The following is a 16878-nucleotide window of genomic DNA, read 5'->3' on the forward strand; positions in this document are numbered from 1 at the left end:
GGGTGATCGGCATTTCTGCTCTCGATTCGTGAGCATGGTGAAATAGCTGCCGGTCAGACCAACCCAACGTCGGCCGCCAGGCGATGGCGGTCGACCTTGCCGTTGGCGTTGACCGGGAAGAATTCGACGCGGTGGTATTGCGTCGGTGCCATGTAGGGCGGTAGGTGCTCAGTCACCAGCCCGGCTAGCGCCGTCTCCTCCAGTGAGTCGCAGGTATACAACGCGTGTAGCTCTACTCCACCTGCACGGGCGGGCACCGCCAGGACAACGACTTCGTGCAGGCCCGGATGTCGGCGCAGGACTGACTCGATCTCGCCCAGCTCGATCCGGTATCCGTGGATTTTGACCTGGTCGTCGATCCTGCCTAGGTGGACCAGTTCCCCATCTTCCTGGCGGACCCGGTCCCCCGTCCGGTACCAGTGCTGCGGGCCGGGCAGGCGATCAACCTGGGTCGTCCGGTCGCCGACATGGTCGACGAATCGGCCATGGTTTTGGGCGGGGTCGAGGTAGCCGTCGAATCGTTGGGTACCCCGTATGCACAGCTCGCCTTCGTTGCCGGCGGTCCCATCGGGTGCGAGCAGAACCCCCTCCAGGTGTGGGTGGACACGCCCGATAGGAACGGTGTCGTTGCTGGTTCGTGGCCACCGCGCGGGATCGGCAGGAAGTTGGTAGCGGGTGCAGGTGACTGTTAGTTCGGTTGGGCCGTACAGGTTTTCCAGGGTGCTGCCTGGCGTGGCGTCCGCCCACGCCCGCGCCTGGGCTAGGGTGAGTTGCTCGCCTGCGAAGAGACTCCACCGCAGGCTGGGCATGCTGCCAGGACGCAGGCTACGCAGGCGGCCAGCAAGGGAGATCACTGACGGTACTGAGAACCAGTGGGTGAGCTGGTTGTCGTTGACGTAGCGGGTGGGTGCAAGTAGATCGTCAGGCGCGGCGACCACCAGCAGCGCTCCTGACAGCCAGGCGACGAACATGTCGAATACCGATGGGTCAAAGGTCAGCTCGAAGGTCTGCGACAGGCTTGCCCCCGGCTGTACCTGGTACGCCTCGGTGCAGTGCGCCACGTAGGGGGTGAGGTTGCGGTGGCGGACCGGCACTCCCTTGGGCGTTCCTGTGGAGCCGGAGGTGAACAGGATGTAGGCGACGTCCTCGGGGCCCCCGACGTATGGCTCCGTCCACCGTTGAGCGGGCACGTCGTACCAGCGGTGCTCCAGGGTGTCAGGCAGGTACAGAACGCTGATCGTTCCGGCTGCTTCGTTGGCCACCCGCCAGCCCGCGTCGTCGGCGAGTAGGGCGTCTACCTCAGCGTGGGCGCAGGTGCGTCGAACACGTTCCGCTGGTACGTCGACTCCCAACGGCACGACGGTCGCGGCCAGCCGCAGCGTGGCCAGATATCCGACGTATGCCGCGAGGCTGCGCGACGCGCAGAGCCCAACGGTCCGAGGCGGTTGGCCATGCAGTTCGACCAGCCGGGTGGCCAACCGCTCGACTTGGTCTAGGAGTTCGACGTATGTGAGCTGGTGTCCGGCGACGCGTAACGCTGGGGAGTCGGGGTGGCGGCGGACTGCGTCGGCGAACCCCTGAAATAGGGTCAGATTGTCTATGCTCACCGAGAGCCGCCGGCGGTTGTTGTCTCCGGCACGTCCTCACCGCCGTCGGTGGTGCCCGCGTTCTCGTCCTGTCCCCCGCGGGGCGCCGGGGTGGCGGGGGCTGCGGTCGGGCCGTCGACCTCCGCAATCCGCTCTCGTGTCACTACCTTGAAGAACGGATAGATCAGCAGCACGCAGAGGGCTGCGAAGAAGCCGAACGCCACTCGGTAGGAGAAGATCTGAGCGAGGATTCCGGCGAGGATCGCCGCGACCGGGGTCATGCCCCAGGCCACGAGACGGCTCGCCGCGCTGAATCGGCCAAGCATGTCGGCTGGCACCAGCGATTGGGTGATAAACCGTGAGTTGACCGTCCACATCGTACCGCCAGCTCCAGCGACAAATGCTGCGGCACCGACGATCCAGGCACTGGACGGTGCCGCGGGCAGCAGCGCAGGAGCCGCTACGAGTCCAAAAGCGCCGATGATGTCGGTGAACATCGACCAACGCCGGCCGATCCAGCGGTTGACGGGCCCGACGATGACGGTGCCGATGACCCCACCTGCGCCGAGGCAGGTAAGTAGGAAGCCATACTGTCGTTCGTCGAGTCCGAGCGGGCCACCGACGGCGTAGACCGGAATGAGGGCGAGCCAGGCCGCCCAGCAGCCGGCCATGATGGCGATGAGAAGCGCCATGGTCCGAAGCAACCGGTGCTGCCAAAGGAACCGAAGGCCTTCACGGATGTCCTTGTTGACCGATCGCTTCTGGGTGGTGGGCGGGGCAGCCACCTTGAAGTTGCCGACCAGCAGGAGTAGCAGGATCGCGCCGACGACGTAGGCGAAGCCGGTGACGCTGAGGGCTAGGCCGAATCCGATCGCCACTAGAAAGCCGCCGATCGGCTGCCCGGCGAAGCCGTTGAAGAGGTATTCAAGGGCTGTGATTCGTGCGTTTGCGGTCTCCCACCGGTGTTTCGGTACCGCCGACGGGACGATGGAGACTCCGGAGATCCCGGCCACCACGTCCGCCAGGCCGATGACGAGAGCGGCGGTGTAGATCAGTGCCAGGGTGGGGGTAGCGGCGAGCACGGCGACAAGAAGCGCGCCAACGGAGAGCATCCGACCGATCTCGGCAGCCATCAGTAGGGCTCGCCGGTCCATCCGGTCCACTAGGACCCCGATATGCAGCGCCGCTACCAGCCATGGCAGGCTCATGATGGCTGCGACGGCGGTGACCACGATGGGTGATCGACTAATGTGGGCGGCGAGTAGCGGGAGGGCGATCCGGGCCACCGCGTCAGCGACGTTCGTGGTGCCCGTGAAGACGACCAGAATCCATTCGTTTCGTCTGGCTCCGGGCGGATCCGCCTGCAATTTGGGTTGAGCTGTGGCCACGACAATCCCTCACACAGTCTTGACTTAGAAAAGTGAGCGTAAATCCACCACGAATCGTGCACTCCACATGGAAGTCAGACAAGCACCGTTTACTCAGTTACGCTGTCAGCTAAGTGACAGGGCGTATCGGACGGGTGGTTAGCCGATCCCGCCGGTCGTCGCCGCGCGATTTACGATTGACTAGCCACTAGGACGGATACAGAGTCGCCGGCCATCGCTGGCCGGGCGGTGATGGCATGTCGTGCATGCATCAGCAGGTGGTTGATCAATAGCGAAAGGTCTCTTTCGTACCTTCTATCAGTACTCTGGGTAGCAGTTGATAGCACCATAGGCCATGCAAAGAGGTGTGTCTATCCAGACACAAACATGATCACGGACCTGCTGGGCAGAGTCGAGCTACCGGTGACGCGCCCGTCGACGACTCGTTTTATACGTAGCGAGAATTCTGTCAAGCCTGCCTGATCTGGGCGATTAAGGCAGCATTACAACTCCATCGTCCCACCTTCAGCAATAACCAGCCTTTTGTGTCGCCCACTCCACGTATGTGGAGAAGCTCGCAGCACCCACCGATGTAGCAACCATCGACGTTCCATCCCAAGAACATCGAGAGAACATCGAGGCCAGGATGCTCGGGCTTAACATTCCAAGCGCAAATTCAGTCAGCCCACTTAGACGACGGCCGCCCCCTTGACCGATGCAATCGATCGGCGGGGTCGACCTCAATGAACGGAAGCAGGGATGACGACCCCAGCTGACCTCAACCAGACGATCGCGAAGTACGCGTCGGTGGCCTTCGACGACTCGACTCCCCTGCTGGAGGCGGGACTCGAATCGCTGTCGCTGCTGCGACTCGCCGTCGAGCTGGCCAACGACGACGACGCGGAGATCGACGCCACCCGCCTCGTGGACCTCCGCACCGTGGGTGACCTCAAGCAGTGGCTACACGAGCTGAGCGCCGTGGGCGCCGAAACCGGAGGAGGCGCACGGTGACCACGACTGCCGGGACGAAGCTCGCGACGGCAACCGCCCCAGCGCGGTTGCCGATCACCGAGTCGCAGAAGGGGCTGCTGGTTGTCAATGAACGCTCGCCAGGGCGCGCTGTCTACAACCAGCTCGTCCGGTTCGACATCGACCCGTCGGTCCCCGACGAGATGATCGAGCGCGCGCTCGTAACAGTGGTCGCAGTCCAGCCAGCCATGCGTCAAGTCTTCGGGCTGCTACCCGAAATGCACGTCCGACTCACCCCACCCCCGCAGCCGCAGGACTTTCCGCTCGAATGGGTCACGGCCCGGCAACGTGACTTCGAAGAGGCGGTCGGAGCGGCTCAACAGCGGATCGGCCGACCTGAATTCGACCTAGCCAACGGCCCCGCCTACCGTTTCGCCGTCGTTCGCTGCCTCGATGAGCCCCGCGTAGCGGTGCTCATGTGCGACCACCACATCATCCTCGACGGCGTTTCGATGGGACCTCTCGTACGGGACCTTCAGGAGGCGCTGTCCGGACGCCTCGTCGGGGCGGAGGTCGAGCAGCGGCGCAGCGCCCGCGAGAAGGCCTTCATCAAGGAGTTGGCGGCGCAGAACCGCACCGCCACCTCCGACCGTGTCGTCGAACGGTCTCGAGAGTGGGCGGCCCGGCTACGGGAGGTCCCACCGCTTGTGCTGGCACCCCTGCCTGGCCGCGCCGTGCAGACGGAATTCACCGGCGCCCGCGTCAGCTGGCACCTCAGCCAGAGCGAGACGGCCGCGCTATCGGAAGCCTGCCGACGGCTGGAGATCTCACCGTTTGTCTTCTTCTCCGGTATCTACGGCACGGTACTGGCCCGGCACGGCAACGTATCCAGCGTCCTGGTCGGCAGCCCATTCATGGCCCGCCGCACGATCGGCGCGTTCGAACTCGGCGGCTTCTTCGTCAACACGCTTCCGGTCACCGTCGACGTGGAGTGGGGCCGCACGGTCGACGAGCATCTCGGCAAAGTGGTTCGGGAGTCCATCGACTTCTGCCGCGCGAATGTGGACGTCACCTTCAACCGCCTCGTCGCCGACGTACAGCCCGACCGATCTAGCAACCGCAACCCGCTGTTCTCAGCGATGCTTGCCATGCAGGACACCTTCACGCCAGAGCCAGACGGTGCCGTGCTGCGGGTCCTGGAACCCGGCAACGGCACCGCCAAGTTCGACCTCTGGCTGGGCGCTACGCCGGTCGACGGCCGCTGGCTACTCGAACTCGAATACGACCGGCAGCTCATCGCGCCAGTGGTCGCCGACGGATTGCTCACCTCGCTGCGTGATGCCGTCCGCTGGGCGGTCCGCGACGGTTCGCGCCGGCTCGGTGACCTCTTCGCCGACGCCTCTGGCGCGGCCAGCGTTCGCTCCGACGGCTGGACCAGCCCGCTGAGCGGCGACACGCCATGGGACTGGGTCTCGGTGGCGGCCCGGCAGCGGCCCGACGCCCCTGCAATCGAAGACCCGAACCGTCAACTGAACTATGGCCAGTTGGTGGCTGAGGCCGAGCGGATCAGCGCCGGCCTTGCTGCGCACGGGGTAGGCCCTCGAGCCGTGGTAGGCCTCGCCGCCACGACCCTGTGCGACACGGTCACTGCCATTTTGGCCATCCTGCGCCGTGGCGCGGCGTACCTTCCCCTAGATCCGGGCCTGCCCGCCCAACGGCTGGAGTACATGGTCCGTCGGGCCGGCTGCGAATTCATCGTGGGCGAGACGGTGGTGCCGGGCGTGCCCACAGTCACGGTAGCGGACTTGACCGCCGCGACGCAGCCGCTGCCCGACTCGCTGGCCGACCCTACGGCCCCGATCTATGTCATGTACACGTCGGGCTCCACCGGGCAGCCCAAGGGCGTCCAGATGGGGCACCGACCGCTGGCCAACCTGACAAGCTGGCAGATCGCAGCCCTCGCCATGGACGCCGAGACCCGCTTTCTCCAATACGCCCCACTCGGCTTCGATGTCTCCTTCCAAGAGATCCTGCCGACTCTGGCCGCCGGCGGGACGGTGGTCTCCCGTGAGCCAGCCGACCGGCGGATGTTCACCGCCATGCTCACCCGAATCGCCACGACCGAGGTGACGCACGTCTATCTACCGGTCGCGGCGCTGCGGCCCTTGGTACAGACCGCCGCCGCCAGGGGCACTCGACTGCCCGCGCTGCGCTACCTTTGCGTCTCCGGCGAACAACTCACCGTCGACGACGAGATCCGCGACTTTTTTCTCGCCCACCCGCACTGCACCCTGGTCAACCTGTATGGCCCTACCGAAACCCACGCGGTGACATCGCACCGGCTGTCGTACCGGGACTCGGTATGGCCGACCCACATGCCGATCGGTCAGCCGTACCCAGGGGTAAGCGCATACGTGGTCGACGTTACCGGCCACCTCGCCCCGCCCGGCGTCGCCGGCGAATTGCTCCTGGGCGGAGACTGCCCCGCCGACGGGTACATCAATGACCCGGACAGCACGGTCGAGAGGTTCGTGCCCGACCGCTTCTCGGGCACCCCCGGTAGAACCATGTACCGCACTGGGGACCTCGTAGTACGCGACGACCGCGGTGATCTGGTCTTCCTCGGCCGGATGGACACTCAGGTCAAAATCCGGGGGTACCGAATTGAGCTGGGCGAGATCGAGACTGTCGCGAACCAAGTCGATGGCGTTCGACAGGCGGTCGCGTTGGTCCGGGGCAGCGGCGTCGACCGGGAACTCGGCTTGATCGTTCGTCCCGACACCGACGCCACTTTCGATCCGGAGCAGGTCCGCCAACGGCTGGCAACGGTGCTGCCTGTCTACATGCGACCACTGTGGATATTCGCAGTCGACGTGGTTCCGACGACACCGACCGGCAAGACTGACCGCGACGCCCTCCTGCGGCTCGCCGACGAACTCCTGGTCGATCAACAAAGCGCTGACACTGGTGAGGTCACCTACACCGACGAGCTGGAGCGGGACCTAGCCGGGCTGTGGGGCAGGGTACTCGATGTCGAGGGCATCCGGCCGGACCGTCCGCTCATCGAGTACGGCGCCCACTCACTCAACATCTTTACCACCCTCGCCGAGGTGCAGGAGCACTACGGGGTGGCGGTGCCATTGGTCGACTTCTTCGCCGCACCGACCGTGGCCACCCTGGCCGAACTGATCCGGGCGGGCCAGGACGGCGACGCGGCGGTGACGTCATGACGACCAGGCTGCCCGGCCGGCTGGTTCCCCTGCTGCGGCGGGGCACGCGGCCCGTGTGCGTGCTGCTGCCGGGCGCCGGTGGTGGGCTGCACCCCTACTTGCGGCTCGCCGCGGCGATCGGAAAGACCCATAACGTCGCGGCGGTACGCGCGGCCGGCCTACTGCCCGACGAGGAACCGGAAGTCAGCATCGCCGACATGGCTGATGCGGCGACGCGGGCGCTGGCCGCGGACCAGACGGTCCCGGCGGCTGTCGTCGGCTGGTCCCTTGGCGGCGCGGTGGCCTGGGAGCTGTGCGTGCGGCTGGCCGAACAGGGGTACCAGCCCGACCTGGTGCTAGTGGACGCGTCGCCGCTGCCGCGCCGTGCCACGGCCGAGGAGGACGCCCACGTCCGCGAAACCATCATCGGGATGCTCGGGCCGCGCCCCGACCCGGCGACCGTCAAGCGGGTCCGACGGGTCTTCGACACGCAGGTCGCTGCCCTCGCGAGCTACCGGGCCGACCGCTCCTACCCGGGCCGCGTGTTGATGCTGATGTGCACCGACGAGGAGTTCACGTTTCGGGCAGGGGCCGAAGCCCGGTGGCGGGAGCTCGCGCCGAATCTAAGTGCCGGACGGCTCGACGCAGGCCACTTCGATGTCTTCGACCCCGAGCGCCTGCCGCAGTTGGTCGACGAGGTGACGCCGTTTCTTGACCGAGCTTCCGGGGCGGTGCTGCGATGAGGCCGCTGGGGGTCGTCAGCGGCGGCACCCGGGGCATCGGTCTGTCCTTCAGTCGTCGCCTGGTAGAGCTGGGCCATCGGGTAGTCGCGCTGTACCGCGATGACGCCCTCGCGGCGGCAGCGGCGGCTGCGGAACTGGGCGAGGCGTTCCACCCGGTCCGGCTGGATGTCGCTGATGCTGACGCGGTAGGCGCAGCCGTTAAGACGACTCTCGACGTGCACGGTCCGCCAACCGTGCTGGTGAATAACGCGGGAATCAATATCGACCGGCCTTTTCTGCAGATGTCGACCGAGGACTGGCGGCGGGTACTGGACACGAACCTCTCCGGCGTGTTCCATCTGACCCGCGAGTTCGCGCCGGCGATGCTGAAGGCCGAGGGCGACGGCGTCATCGTCAACGTGGGCGCCACCACTGGCATCCGTCCCCGCCTCAACGGCGTGAACTACTGCGCCAGCAAGGCTGGCTTGCTGCAGCTGACCAAGTGCCTAGCGCTGGAGCTCGCGCCCCGAATCAGGGTCAACTGCTTGATCCCGGGCATGACCGAGACCGACGAGCTAGTGACCCGGTTCCGGCTTGACGACCCGGCTGCCCGAGCGGCAGTGGTGGCGGAGATTCCTCGGGGCCACATTGGGACCACCGAGGAGATCGCCGCCGCCCTGGAGTTCCTCGTAGGGCCGGCAAGCGGATACCTGACTGGGCAAAAGCTAATCGTGGATGGTGGGCAGTTCATGTGGTGACTGATATGGACAAGATCCTAGACGACGCGACGCGGGCCCGAGCCGAGCTTCCCCCACCCGGCGACGAACGCTACGACCGGTATTGCGAGGCGCTCGCCGACGAGCTCTCCTCGGGCTGGGCCGACGTGCTGGCGGCGAATGCCACCGACGTGGCCCAAGGCACCAGGGCCGGTCTCGGTCCCGAACTAGTCGACCGCCTGGCGCTTGGCAAGCGTCACCTCGACGCGCTGGTCGACCTGATTGCGCGCACTCGTGTGGCGCTGCCGACAGTGACCGCCCCGACCGTTGGTCACCGGGCCGGCAATGGCGCCACCGTGCGCCGGCTGCCCAAGCCGCTGGGTGTGGTCCTGATGATCTTCGAAGCGCGGCCGACAGTGACGGTGGAGGGCGCCCTGCTGCCTGTGGCGGTCGGCAACGTAGCCATCCTGCGCGGCGGCACGGAGATCGCAGCCACCAACCAGGCCCTCGCCGTCGTCATCGGCCGGGCGCTGAAAGACGCGCAACTACCCACCGGCACGGTACAGGTCGTCACCGACCCCGACCGGCGGCTAGTGCGGGCCCTACTCAAGCGGCACGACAAGATCGATGGACTCATTCCCCGGGGCAGCCCGTCCCTGATCGACTACTGCCTGACCAGTTCCACCATCCCGGTCATCGCCAGCGGCGGCGGGGTCAACCACCTCTACGTCGACCGCAGCGCCGACCTGGAGCTGGCCGCCCGGATCGCCCTCGACAGCAAGCTCGGCGAGCCCACCGCCTGCAACACCCTCGAACTGGTGCTGGCCCACGAGGACGTGGCCGAGGAGTTGACTCGGGCCCTCCTGCGAGCTGGCGCCGGGCTGGCCGAGCCATGGCTGCTGCGGGTTGACCCCCGGCTGGCCGCCGCCGTACCTCCCGGGGCGCCCGTGGCCGAACTGGCCGCCGCCGACAACGGTCGGGAGTTTCTGGAACGCGCGGTCGGCATCCGGCCCGTCGCTGGCCTCGACGAGGCGGTTGCTCACATCCGCCGCTTCGGCTCCCAGCACACCGAGGGCGTGGTAGCCGCTGACCCGGCCTCCGTGGAGGCATTCCTGGCCGGGGTGGACGCCGCCACGCTGGTGGTCAACGGCTCCCTGCGCCTGCACGACGGTCCGACGATGGGGCTGGGACCGGAGCTGTCTATCGCCACCGGCCGGCTACATGTCCGCGGACCCGTCAGCCTGTCTGCCCTGCTGACCTGGAGCTGGGTCGTCGACGCCGGGGGCAGGCTGCGCGGCGAAACGGAGGCGGCGACATGACTGACCGGCCTCGAGTCAACGAGGCAGTCAAACGGCTGGTCGTACGCGAGTCACGGGTCTCGGTCGACCCCGGCACCATCGACGACCTCGAGCCACTCAACGGTGACCTGCTACGAGTCAACTCGCTGGGCTTCCTCGGCATGCTCGTGCGGCTCGAGGACGAACTCGACGTCACGTTGCCGGACGACATCTTCGCCGGGCGGGCCTTCACGACCGTCGCCGACCTGGTCGACGTCGTCGTGGATCTGGTGAGGGAGGAGTCATGACCGAGACGCCTCGAGCCTGGCGCAGCGTCCTGCCGCACCTTGGCTACGAGCTGCCCGCCGATGTGACGCCGCCGAGCACCGGCGGCCCGATGACCGCCACTTTGCCGCTAGAGCTGATCCGGCAGAGTGTCGCAACCCGGGAATTCTGGCCGATCCCCGAGCCGGTCGCCGAGCGATACCGAACCTACCGGCCGGCGCCGCTATGGCGGGCCCGGCGCTTCGAGGCCGAGATCGGAGCGACCGTCCCGATCTACGTGAAGTACGAGGGTGGCAACATCTCGGGTAGCCACAAATTCAACACTGCGCTGGCGCAGGCCCACTACTACCACCGCGCAGGCTTCCGGGAGTTGGTCACTGGAACCGGCGCCGGGCAGTGGGGCAGCGCGCTCGCCGCCGCGTGCGCCGCATTCGGCATGGCCTGCACCGTTTTCATGGTCGGCGGGAGCCTACGCGATAAGCCGTATCGGGGCAGCCTGATGCGCCTCTACAGCGCGGACCTGCACGCCAGCCCCAGCCCACTGACACAAGTGGGACGCGTCGCCGCCGAGCGGTCCGGGCAGGGCAACAGCCTCGCGTTAGCCATCGGCGAGGCCGTCGAGTATGCCCGAGCGGACCCCAAGCGGGCGTTTTGTATCGGCAGTGGCGAGACATACAGCATCCTGCACCAGTCGGTGATCGGCCTGGAGGCCATCGACCAGCTTGCTGCTCTTGACGCCAGCGTGGAGGCGGTGATCGGTTGCGTGGGTGCCGGCAGCAACTTCGGCGGACTGGCCCTGCCGTTCTTCGCCGCCGACTCCGCCGGGGAGCGGGACGTGCCCACCGACTTGATCGCGGTGGAGTCCAGCACCACCCCGAAACTCACCCGTGGGGTGTACGCCTATGACCACACGGACTCCACAGGCACCGGACCGATGGAGGCGATGTACACGATCGGCAGCGGGTACGCAATCCCCGCATCGCACTCGGCGGGATTGCGCTTCCACGGTGCGGCGAAGCTCATCTCCGCGATGCGGTACCGAGACCAGATCTCGGCGTTGGCGGTGGGCCAGCGGGAGGCGCTGACCGCTGGCCGGACGTTCGCCCTGACCGAACTGGTAGTGCCTGCACCGGAGTCGGGTCACGCGCTGGCGGCCGCTGCCCGGGTAGCGACAGGCCGCGAACCCGGGCACTCAGCACGGCGCGGGCTGCTGGTCTGTATCAGCGGGCACGGCCTGCTCGACCTGGCCGCATACGACAAGCTCCTCGCCGGTTTGCCCGAGGACCGCGCAGCCGACTCGGACGCGTTGCGGGCGGCGACGGCGTCGCTGCGCGCAGTCCACCCGATGGGAGAGGCGTGACATGGTCGTTGTGCCTGCAATTCCGACGCGCAGTCGGGAGTGGACGCCGGTGCTGACCGGTCTTCGCGCCGAGCTGCTGGACTGCGTGCAGGTGAACCTGGCCGCCCTGGCTGATCGAGCCTACCGGCCTGGCGCACACCTGGAGCTCGGCGCCAGCCTGCGGCTTCACATCACCGCGCAACCCGCAGGGACGCCAGCGGTCACCGCGTCGGTCGAGCAGCGGTTGACCGAGGCGGGCGACCTGCTCGGCCTTCGGGTCACCCGGCGCTGGGACGATGTGCCTGGTACCCGGCTGCGTGAGCTACTCGCGGAGCACTCGCCGCTCTATGTGGTCGCCGACACGTTCACCATGAGCTGGCTGCCGTACGCCGGCAACCAGCACATGGAACACAGCTTCCTGTTGGTTGACGCCGACGATCCCTGCGTCTTGGTCGATGGCTACCACAACTCCACTCAGTGGGGCGACGCGCGACCGGGAACGTGGCGAATGTCGGCTGCGCAATTCGACGCGGCGGTGCCCCGAGCGACCGCGATGACCGTCGCCGCCGACGGGGCCCCAACGCTTGACCGGGCGGCGGTCCTGCGCGACAACGCTTCCGCGCTGCACGCCGAGGCAGACCAGATTGAGGACTACCTAGCGGCAGTGCGGCGACGGGTGGGCGAGGCGCAGGCGGCGACCCAGCTCGTACTCGACGTGTGGCTGCTCGGCCGGTCCCGGGCCCTGCACGCCGCCTGGCTGGCCAACGATCCGACCACCGCTGACGCGGCACGGGAGGCCGCCGCCCGCGCCGACGAATGGCTCACCCTGGCTAGTCAGAGCTACGTGGCAATGCGCCGGGTCCACCGAGGCGGCGTCTTCCCCGCTCCGGTCCTCGACCAGCTTGACGGCCTGCTGCGCGGCGAGGTGGCGTTCGCTGATCGGCTCGCCGACACCGGACGGGTGCCGCCGCAGGGCGCGCCGAACGCCGAATCTCAACAGATCCGCGGGGTGCTCGCCGACGAAGTCCGGGCTGCCCTCGGGGTGGGTCCTGAGGTACCAGTCGATGATCGTCCCCTACGGGCACTGCCTGGCTTCAACTCCTTCCGGCTGGTCGAGGTGATCGAGCGAGCAGAGGCCCGACTGCGGGTGGAGCTGGACCCGGACGACCTTACGAGGACGGCCCTGCACGACCTCGACTCACTCGGAGCCGTGTTCGACCGGGCCCGTGCGGCGACGCGAAGGGTGTCGGGCCGGTGACCGCGCTGCTGCACGACCTGCTGGACCGCACTGCGACCGCTCATCCGGACACGTCGGCGATCAGCCACGGCGACCAGGTCCAAAGCTACCGGAACCTGGACGCAGCCAGCCGGCGGCTTGCCAGCTGGCTGGCTACGCGCGGTGTCCGCCAAGGCGGACGAGTGCTCATCTGCCTGCCCACCGACCCGCTGGTACCCGCCCTGCTGTACGCCTGCTCCCGGGCGGGCGCCGTGTTCAGCATGGTCAACGAGCAATCCCCCATGGTCACCTTGGCCCATGTGCTGACCGATGCCGAGCCGATACTGCTCGTCACTGACAGTCCTCGAGCACTCGCCGTGGCCGCGAGCCACGGCGTGCCGACCGTGGGTACGGCCGAGCTGCGCGACGTCGTACAGGACGGTTCGGACTCCGCGCCAGCAGAGCCCCCACTGGCCGTCGACCCGATATGCCTGATCTACACCTCTGGCAGCACCGGCATGCCGAAGGCAGTGGTCTCTACCCACGCGCAGGTGGTCTTCGCCGTCAAGGCCATCGCCTCCCAGCTCGCCTACCGGGCGGACGACGTCGTGTGGTGCGCGCTGCCACTGTCGTTCGACTATGGTATGTACCAAATCTTCCTCAGCACCCTGGCCGGCGCCCGGCTACATCTGGCCTCCCCCGCCGACACCGGCCCGACGCTGCCCCGGCACCTGGTAAGCAGCGCCGCGACCGTGCTACCCGCCGTGCCCGCGCTGGCCCGTGGCCTGGTCCGAATGCTGTCCCGCCCGGGCACGACCGTGCCCACGCTGCGTCTACTCACCAACACTGGCGCCGCGATGCCGCCGGAGGTTCTGCGCGACCTGCGTGCCCGCATACCCACCTTGCGCGTCCAGCTGATGTTCGGGCTGACGGAGTGCAAACGGGCGGCAATCATGCCAGTGGATGAGGACCTGCGCCGACCGGGCGCCTGCGGGCGAGCCCTGCCCGGCACCGAGATCCTGGTCGTCGACGCGGACGGCGCGACGGTGCCGCCCGACACCGTCGGCGAGATCGTGGTCCGAGGCCCGCACGTCATGGCCGGCTACTGGCGTCGACCGGAACTCACCGCCCAGCGTTTCCCCCGCGTTGAAGGCCTCTTCCCCCAGCTGCGCACGGGCGACCATGGCTGGCTCGACGCCGAGGGGTACCTGTACTTCGTCGGCAGGCGTGACGACATCTACAAGGAACGCGGCATCCGCGTCAGCGTCACCGAGGTCGAGGCGGCGGCGTACCGAATTCCGCAGATTCAGGCAGCCGCCGTGCTGCCGCCGAGGGTGGAGGACGGCGGTGATTCGGCCACTTTGTTCGTAGTGAGCGAACTGACAGCGCCCGAGGTACTCGCCGCGCTGCGCACCGAGCTCGACGAGATCAAGATACCCCGGACGTGCCTGGTCGTGCCGGAGATCCCGTTGACCCGCAACGGCAAGGTCGACCGAGCCGAGCTGTACCGAATGTGGTCGGAGCACACCTGTGTCTGAGCTAGCGGAACTTTTCAACCGGCCGGACGCACCGCAGACCCCGGCGTACTTCTACGACCTGGACGAGCTGATCCGGTCCTACGCGGCGCTGCGCGCCGCGTTGCCGAGGCAGACCGAGCTGTTCTACTCGCTCAAGGCCAACCCTCACCCAACCGTGGTCGCCGAGCTGACCACTGCGGGGTGCCGGGCAGAGGTCTGCTCCCCTGGCGAGTTGCGCGTCGCGCTGGCTGCCGGCTGCGATCCGGCCCAGGTCCTCTACACGGGCCCGGGCAAGCGAGACATCGACCTAGTCGAGGCCGTCCAGGCTGGGGTCGAGCTATTCTCCGTCGACTCCCCGTACGGGCTGGACCAGCTCGACCGGGTGGCCCGCGAGCACGACGTCGAGGTACGCGCCCTGGTACGGATCAACGACGACACACCTGCGCCCGGTCAGGGGCTCACCATGACCGGCATCGCCTCACAATTCGGCGCGGACGTGCGCTGGGTGTTGGACCAGCCCGACCTATTCGGACCGCGCCGCAACGTGTGCCCGGTCGGGTTCCACCTCTACATGGGCAGCAACGTCGACGGTGAGGAGGCTCTGGTCGCTCAGTTCACGCAATCCGTCGACACTATACGGCGGTTGGTGGCGGCGACCAGAACGCAGCCGGAGCTGATCGACCTAGGTGGCGGCTTCGGGGCGCCTTTCGCGCGGGCCGGCGCTCGGCCGGATTTGCCGAAGTTGGCGGACCGGCTGGCGGCGTTGCTCGCCGACGCCTTCCCAGGCTGGCCGGCGCAAGGGCCGGCGGTGGCCTTCGAGTCAGGCCGGTACCTGGTCGGCACCTGCGGCACTCTGGTCACCCGGGTCCTGGAAGTGAAGCGGTCGCAGGGCATCCCCGTGGTCGTCCTGGAGTCGGGCATCCACCACCTCGGTGGGATGTCCGGTCTGCGGCGGCTACCGCCGATCGTGCCGGACCTACTTACGGTGGACGCAGCGGCCGGACCGCCAATACCCGGAACCATCGTCACCGGGCCGCTGTGCACACCGCTGGACACGTGGGCCCGCGCCACCGCCCTCCCGCCGTTAGTCCCAGGCCAGCTGGTCTCCGTGCCAAACGTGGGCGCGTACGGCCTCTACGCCAGCCTGGTGGCCTTCCTCGCGCATCCCATGCCCATCGAGGTCACCATCGCCGGGGGTCAGGTCACCAGCGTGACCCGGCTGGAACTCACACGGCATACCGTCACCGGCAGCGACAGGGGTTGATCTAACAATGGACGCCGCTTTTCCGGATCTACTCAAGCCGTTCCTCAAGTATGCGGGAACGCAGCCCATCACCTCCGAAGCCTCGCTCCACGAGCTGGGCCTGGACTCAATGCGCGCGATCGAACTGCTGTTTGCCATCGAGGACACCTACGGGGTGTCCATGCCTGACGAACTGCTGACCGACCGCACCTTCGCCACCGCGGGCAGCCTTTGGGACACCATCGAGTCGCTGCGGGGACGGACGGCGTGAGCACCGCCACCGGACACGAAAAGGCACTGGATGAAGTGCTGTCCGCCACCGCCTTGCACGCCGAGCACACCGACGCGGCAGCGGAGTTCCCCACCGCGGCGCTGGACGCGATGCGGGCCACCGGCATCCTCGGCCTGCTGGTGCCGACGCAACATGGCGGCGGTGGCGGCGGCCTCGGCGACCTTGTCGACATGACCCTGCGGCTGGCCCGGGTGGACATGTCTGTCGCGTTAATCTTCGCGATGCACTGCCAGCAGGTTATGGCAGTGGTCCGGCATGCCGACGGTCCGCTCGCCGAGCGGCTCCTGCCGGCTCTTGGCAAGGGAAACGTCTACCTCGCCTCAGTCACCACCGAACGCCGCAAGGGTGGGAGCTTGCTCAGCTCAGAGTCGACGGCCCGGCAGGACACCGGCACCCTGAGCATCGATCGGGACGCCCCGATTGTGACCGGCGGTCAACACGCTGACGCGTTCCTCATCACCACGCTAGCGCCGGAGGCCACCTCACCCAGCCAGGTCTCCCTGGTGTACGCCCGCCGCGACCAGCTTACGATCGAGATCCGCGGCGGTTGGCAGCCACTCGGTATGCGGGCCACCCAAAGCGTGCCCATGCGGCTAACTGGGCGGGTGCCAGCCGACCAAGTAATCGGCGCCCCCGGGCGGTTCCACGAGATCGTCGCCCCCACCTTCGGTCCGCTGGCACACATTGGCTGGTCGGCAGCGTGGCTCGGCGCGGCCACCGGGGCGTTGTCCCGGATCCTGCACCACATCCGGGACACCGGCCGGAGTCAGTTCGATCCCTCCTCGGAGCTGCTGCTGACCCGACTGGCCCGGATCCGGGGCCGTCTCGACCTGGTAAACGCTTTGCTGCGACACACCGTCGCCGCCGTGCAGAGCGCCCCCGACACCGCCGAAACGTCAACTCAGCTGCTTATCAACAACCTAAAGGTCCAGGCCGCCGAGCAGTGCTTCGGCGCCGCCGATGAGATGGTGGAGCTAGTTGGCTTACGACACGGCTATCTCCGGTCGTCGTCGCTGTATCTGGAGCGGGTCTTCCGGGACCTTCGCTCTGCCTCGCTGAACTACGCCAACGACCGGCTGCTGCTGGTCAACGGAGCGCTGGCTCTTCGAGACCGGCAGGTGAATCTTGCCTGAGTTGCCA

14 protein-coding genes are annotated in these 16878 nt (G+C 67.5%); 12 read left to right on the forward strand and 2 right to left on the reverse strand.

All coding sequences use genetic code 11. The annotated features are described in order from the left end of the window. Nucleotides 1–53 precede the first annotated feature (53 nt). Nucleotides 54–1607, reverse strand: coding sequence for an amino acid adenylation domain-containing protein (locus B116_RS0116475; RefSeq protein ID WP_027660698.1), 1554 nt, complete (start codon nucleotides 1605–1607; stop codon nucleotides 54–56). After that, on the reverse strand, nucleotides 1604–2974 hold the full coding sequence (locus B116_RS0116480) for an MFS transporter (protein WP_027660699.1): 1371 nt from the start codon (nucleotides 2972–2974) through the stop codon (nucleotides 1604–1606). The genes B116_RS0116475 and B116_RS0116480 overlap by 4 nt, the downstream gene beginning before the upstream one ends. 738 nt (nucleotides 2975–3712) lie before the next feature. Here B116_RS0116480 and B116_RS0116485 point away from each other — a divergent pair. From B116_RS0116485 to B116_RS0116540, 12 genes are read left to right on the forward strand one after another with little or no spacing between them, the layout of a single operon-like run. Continuing rightward, complete coding sequence (locus tag B116_RS0116485) at nucleotides 3713–3964, forward strand: acyl carrier protein (RefSeq protein WP_018724219.1); 252 nt, start codon at nucleotides 3713–3715, stop codon at nucleotides 3962–3964. After that, nucleotides 3961–7152: a non-ribosomal peptide synthetase gene (locus tag B116_RS0116490; RefSeq protein WP_027660700.1), complete on the forward strand. Its 3192-nt coding sequence runs from the start codon at nucleotides 3961–3963 to the stop codon at nucleotides 7150–7152. The genes B116_RS0116485 and B116_RS0116490 overlap by 4 nt, the downstream gene beginning before the upstream one ends. Continuing rightward, complete coding sequence (locus tag B116_RS0116495) at nucleotides 7149–7874, forward strand: alpha/beta fold hydrolase (RefSeq protein ID WP_027660701.1); 726 nt, start codon at nucleotides 7149–7151, stop codon at nucleotides 7872–7874. The genes B116_RS0116490 and B116_RS0116495 overlap by 4 nt, the downstream gene beginning before the upstream one ends. Beyond that, the gene (locus tag B116_RS0116500; protein ID WP_018724216.1) at nucleotides 7871–8611 is read left to right on the forward strand and encodes an SDR family NAD(P)-dependent oxidoreductase; all 741 of its coding nucleotides are present in this window, start codon (nucleotides 7871–7873) and stop codon (nucleotides 8609–8611) included. Before B116_RS0116495 ends, B116_RS0116500 begins: the two co-directional genes overlap by 4 nt. A gap of 5 nt (nucleotides 8612–8616) precedes the next feature. Continuing rightward, on the forward strand, nucleotides 8617–9888 hold the full coding sequence (locus B116_RS0116505; protein WP_223874599.1) for a glutamate-5-semialdehyde dehydrogenase: 1272 nt from the start codon (nucleotides 8617–8619) through the stop codon (nucleotides 9886–9888). Next, nucleotides 9885–10154, forward strand: a complete 270-nt coding sequence (locus tag B116_RS0116510; RefSeq protein WP_018724214.1) for a phosphopantetheine-binding protein — start codon at nucleotides 9885–9887, stop codon at nucleotides 10152–10154. The genes B116_RS0116505 and B116_RS0116510 overlap by 4 nt, the downstream gene beginning before the upstream one ends. Continuing rightward, the gene (locus B116_RS0116515) at nucleotides 10151–11491 is read left to right on the forward strand and encodes a TrpB-like pyridoxal phosphate-dependent enzyme (protein WP_018724213.1); all 1341 of its coding nucleotides are present in this window, start codon (nucleotides 10151–10153) and stop codon (nucleotides 11489–11491) included. Before B116_RS0116510 ends, B116_RS0116515 begins: the two co-directional genes overlap by 4 nt. Before the next feature lies 1 nt (nucleotide 11492). Then, entirely contained in the window at nucleotides 11493–12728 is a 1236-nt protein-coding gene (locus B116_RS0116520) for an acyl carrier protein (RefSeq protein WP_033667676.1), read from the forward strand. Beyond that, the gene (locus B116_RS0116525) at nucleotides 12725–14224 is read left to right on the forward strand and encodes a class I adenylate-forming enzyme family protein (RefSeq protein ID WP_027660704.1); all 1500 of its coding nucleotides are present in this window, start codon (nucleotides 12725–12727) and stop codon (nucleotides 14222–14224) included. The genes B116_RS0116520 and B116_RS0116525 overlap by 4 nt, the downstream gene beginning before the upstream one ends. After that, nucleotides 14217–15467, forward strand: a complete 1251-nt coding sequence (locus B116_RS0116530) for a type III PLP-dependent enzyme (protein ID WP_018724210.1) — start codon at nucleotides 14217–14219, stop codon at nucleotides 15465–15467. The genes B116_RS0116525 and B116_RS0116530 overlap by 8 nt, the downstream gene beginning before the upstream one ends. Nucleotides 15468–15474: 7 nt before the next feature. Continuing rightward, the gene (locus B116_RS0116535; RefSeq protein ID WP_018724209.1) at nucleotides 15475–15717 is read left to right on the forward strand and encodes a phosphopantetheine-binding protein; all 243 of its coding nucleotides are present in this window, start codon (nucleotides 15475–15477) and stop codon (nucleotides 15715–15717) included. Further along, nucleotides 15714–16871 (forward strand): acyl-CoA dehydrogenase family protein, encoded by a 1158-nt coding sequence (locus B116_RS0116540; RefSeq protein ID WP_018724208.1) that lies wholly within the window; start codon nucleotides 15714–15716, stop codon nucleotides 16869–16871. Before B116_RS0116535 ends, B116_RS0116540 begins: the two co-directional genes overlap by 4 nt. Nucleotides 16872–16878 lie beyond the last annotated feature (7 nt).

This window comes from Salinispora fenicalii, assembly GCF_000514815.1.
Lineage (GTDB): Bacteria > Actinomycetota > Actinomycetes > Mycobacteriales > Micromonosporaceae > Micromonospora > Micromonospora fenicalii.

Coding starts and splice junctions, on each gene's coding strand:
- B116_RS0116485 (WP_018724219.1), top strand. CDS start 3,713: ATGACGACCCCAGCTGACCTCAACCAGACGATCGCGAAGTACGCGTCG.
- B116_RS0116495 (WP_027660701.1), top strand. CDS start 7,149: ATGACGACCAGGCTGCCCGGCCGGCTGGTTCCCCTGCTGCGGCGGGGC.
- B116_RS0116500 (WP_018724216.1), top strand. CDS start 7,871: ATGAGGCCGCTGGGGGTCGTCAGCGGCGGCACCCGGGGCATCGGTCTG.
- B116_RS0116505 (WP_223874599.1), top strand. CDS start 8,617: ATGGACAAGATCCTAGACGACGCGACGCGGGCCCGAGCCGAGCTTCCC.
- B116_RS0116510 (WP_018724214.1), top strand. CDS start 9,885: ATGACTGACCGGCCTCGAGTCAACGAGGCAGTCAAACGGCTGGTCGTA.
- B116_RS0116515 (WP_018724213.1), top strand. CDS start 10,151: ATGACCGAGACGCCTCGAGCCTGGCGCAGCGTCCTGCCGCACCTTGGC.
- B116_RS0116520 (WP_033667676.1), top strand. CDS start 11,493: ATGGTCGTTGTGCCTGCAATTCCGACGCGCAGTCGGGAGTGGACGCCG.
- B116_RS0116535 (WP_018724209.1), top strand. CDS start 15,475: ATGGACGCCGCTTTTCCGGATCTACTCAAGCCGTTCCTCAAGTATGCG.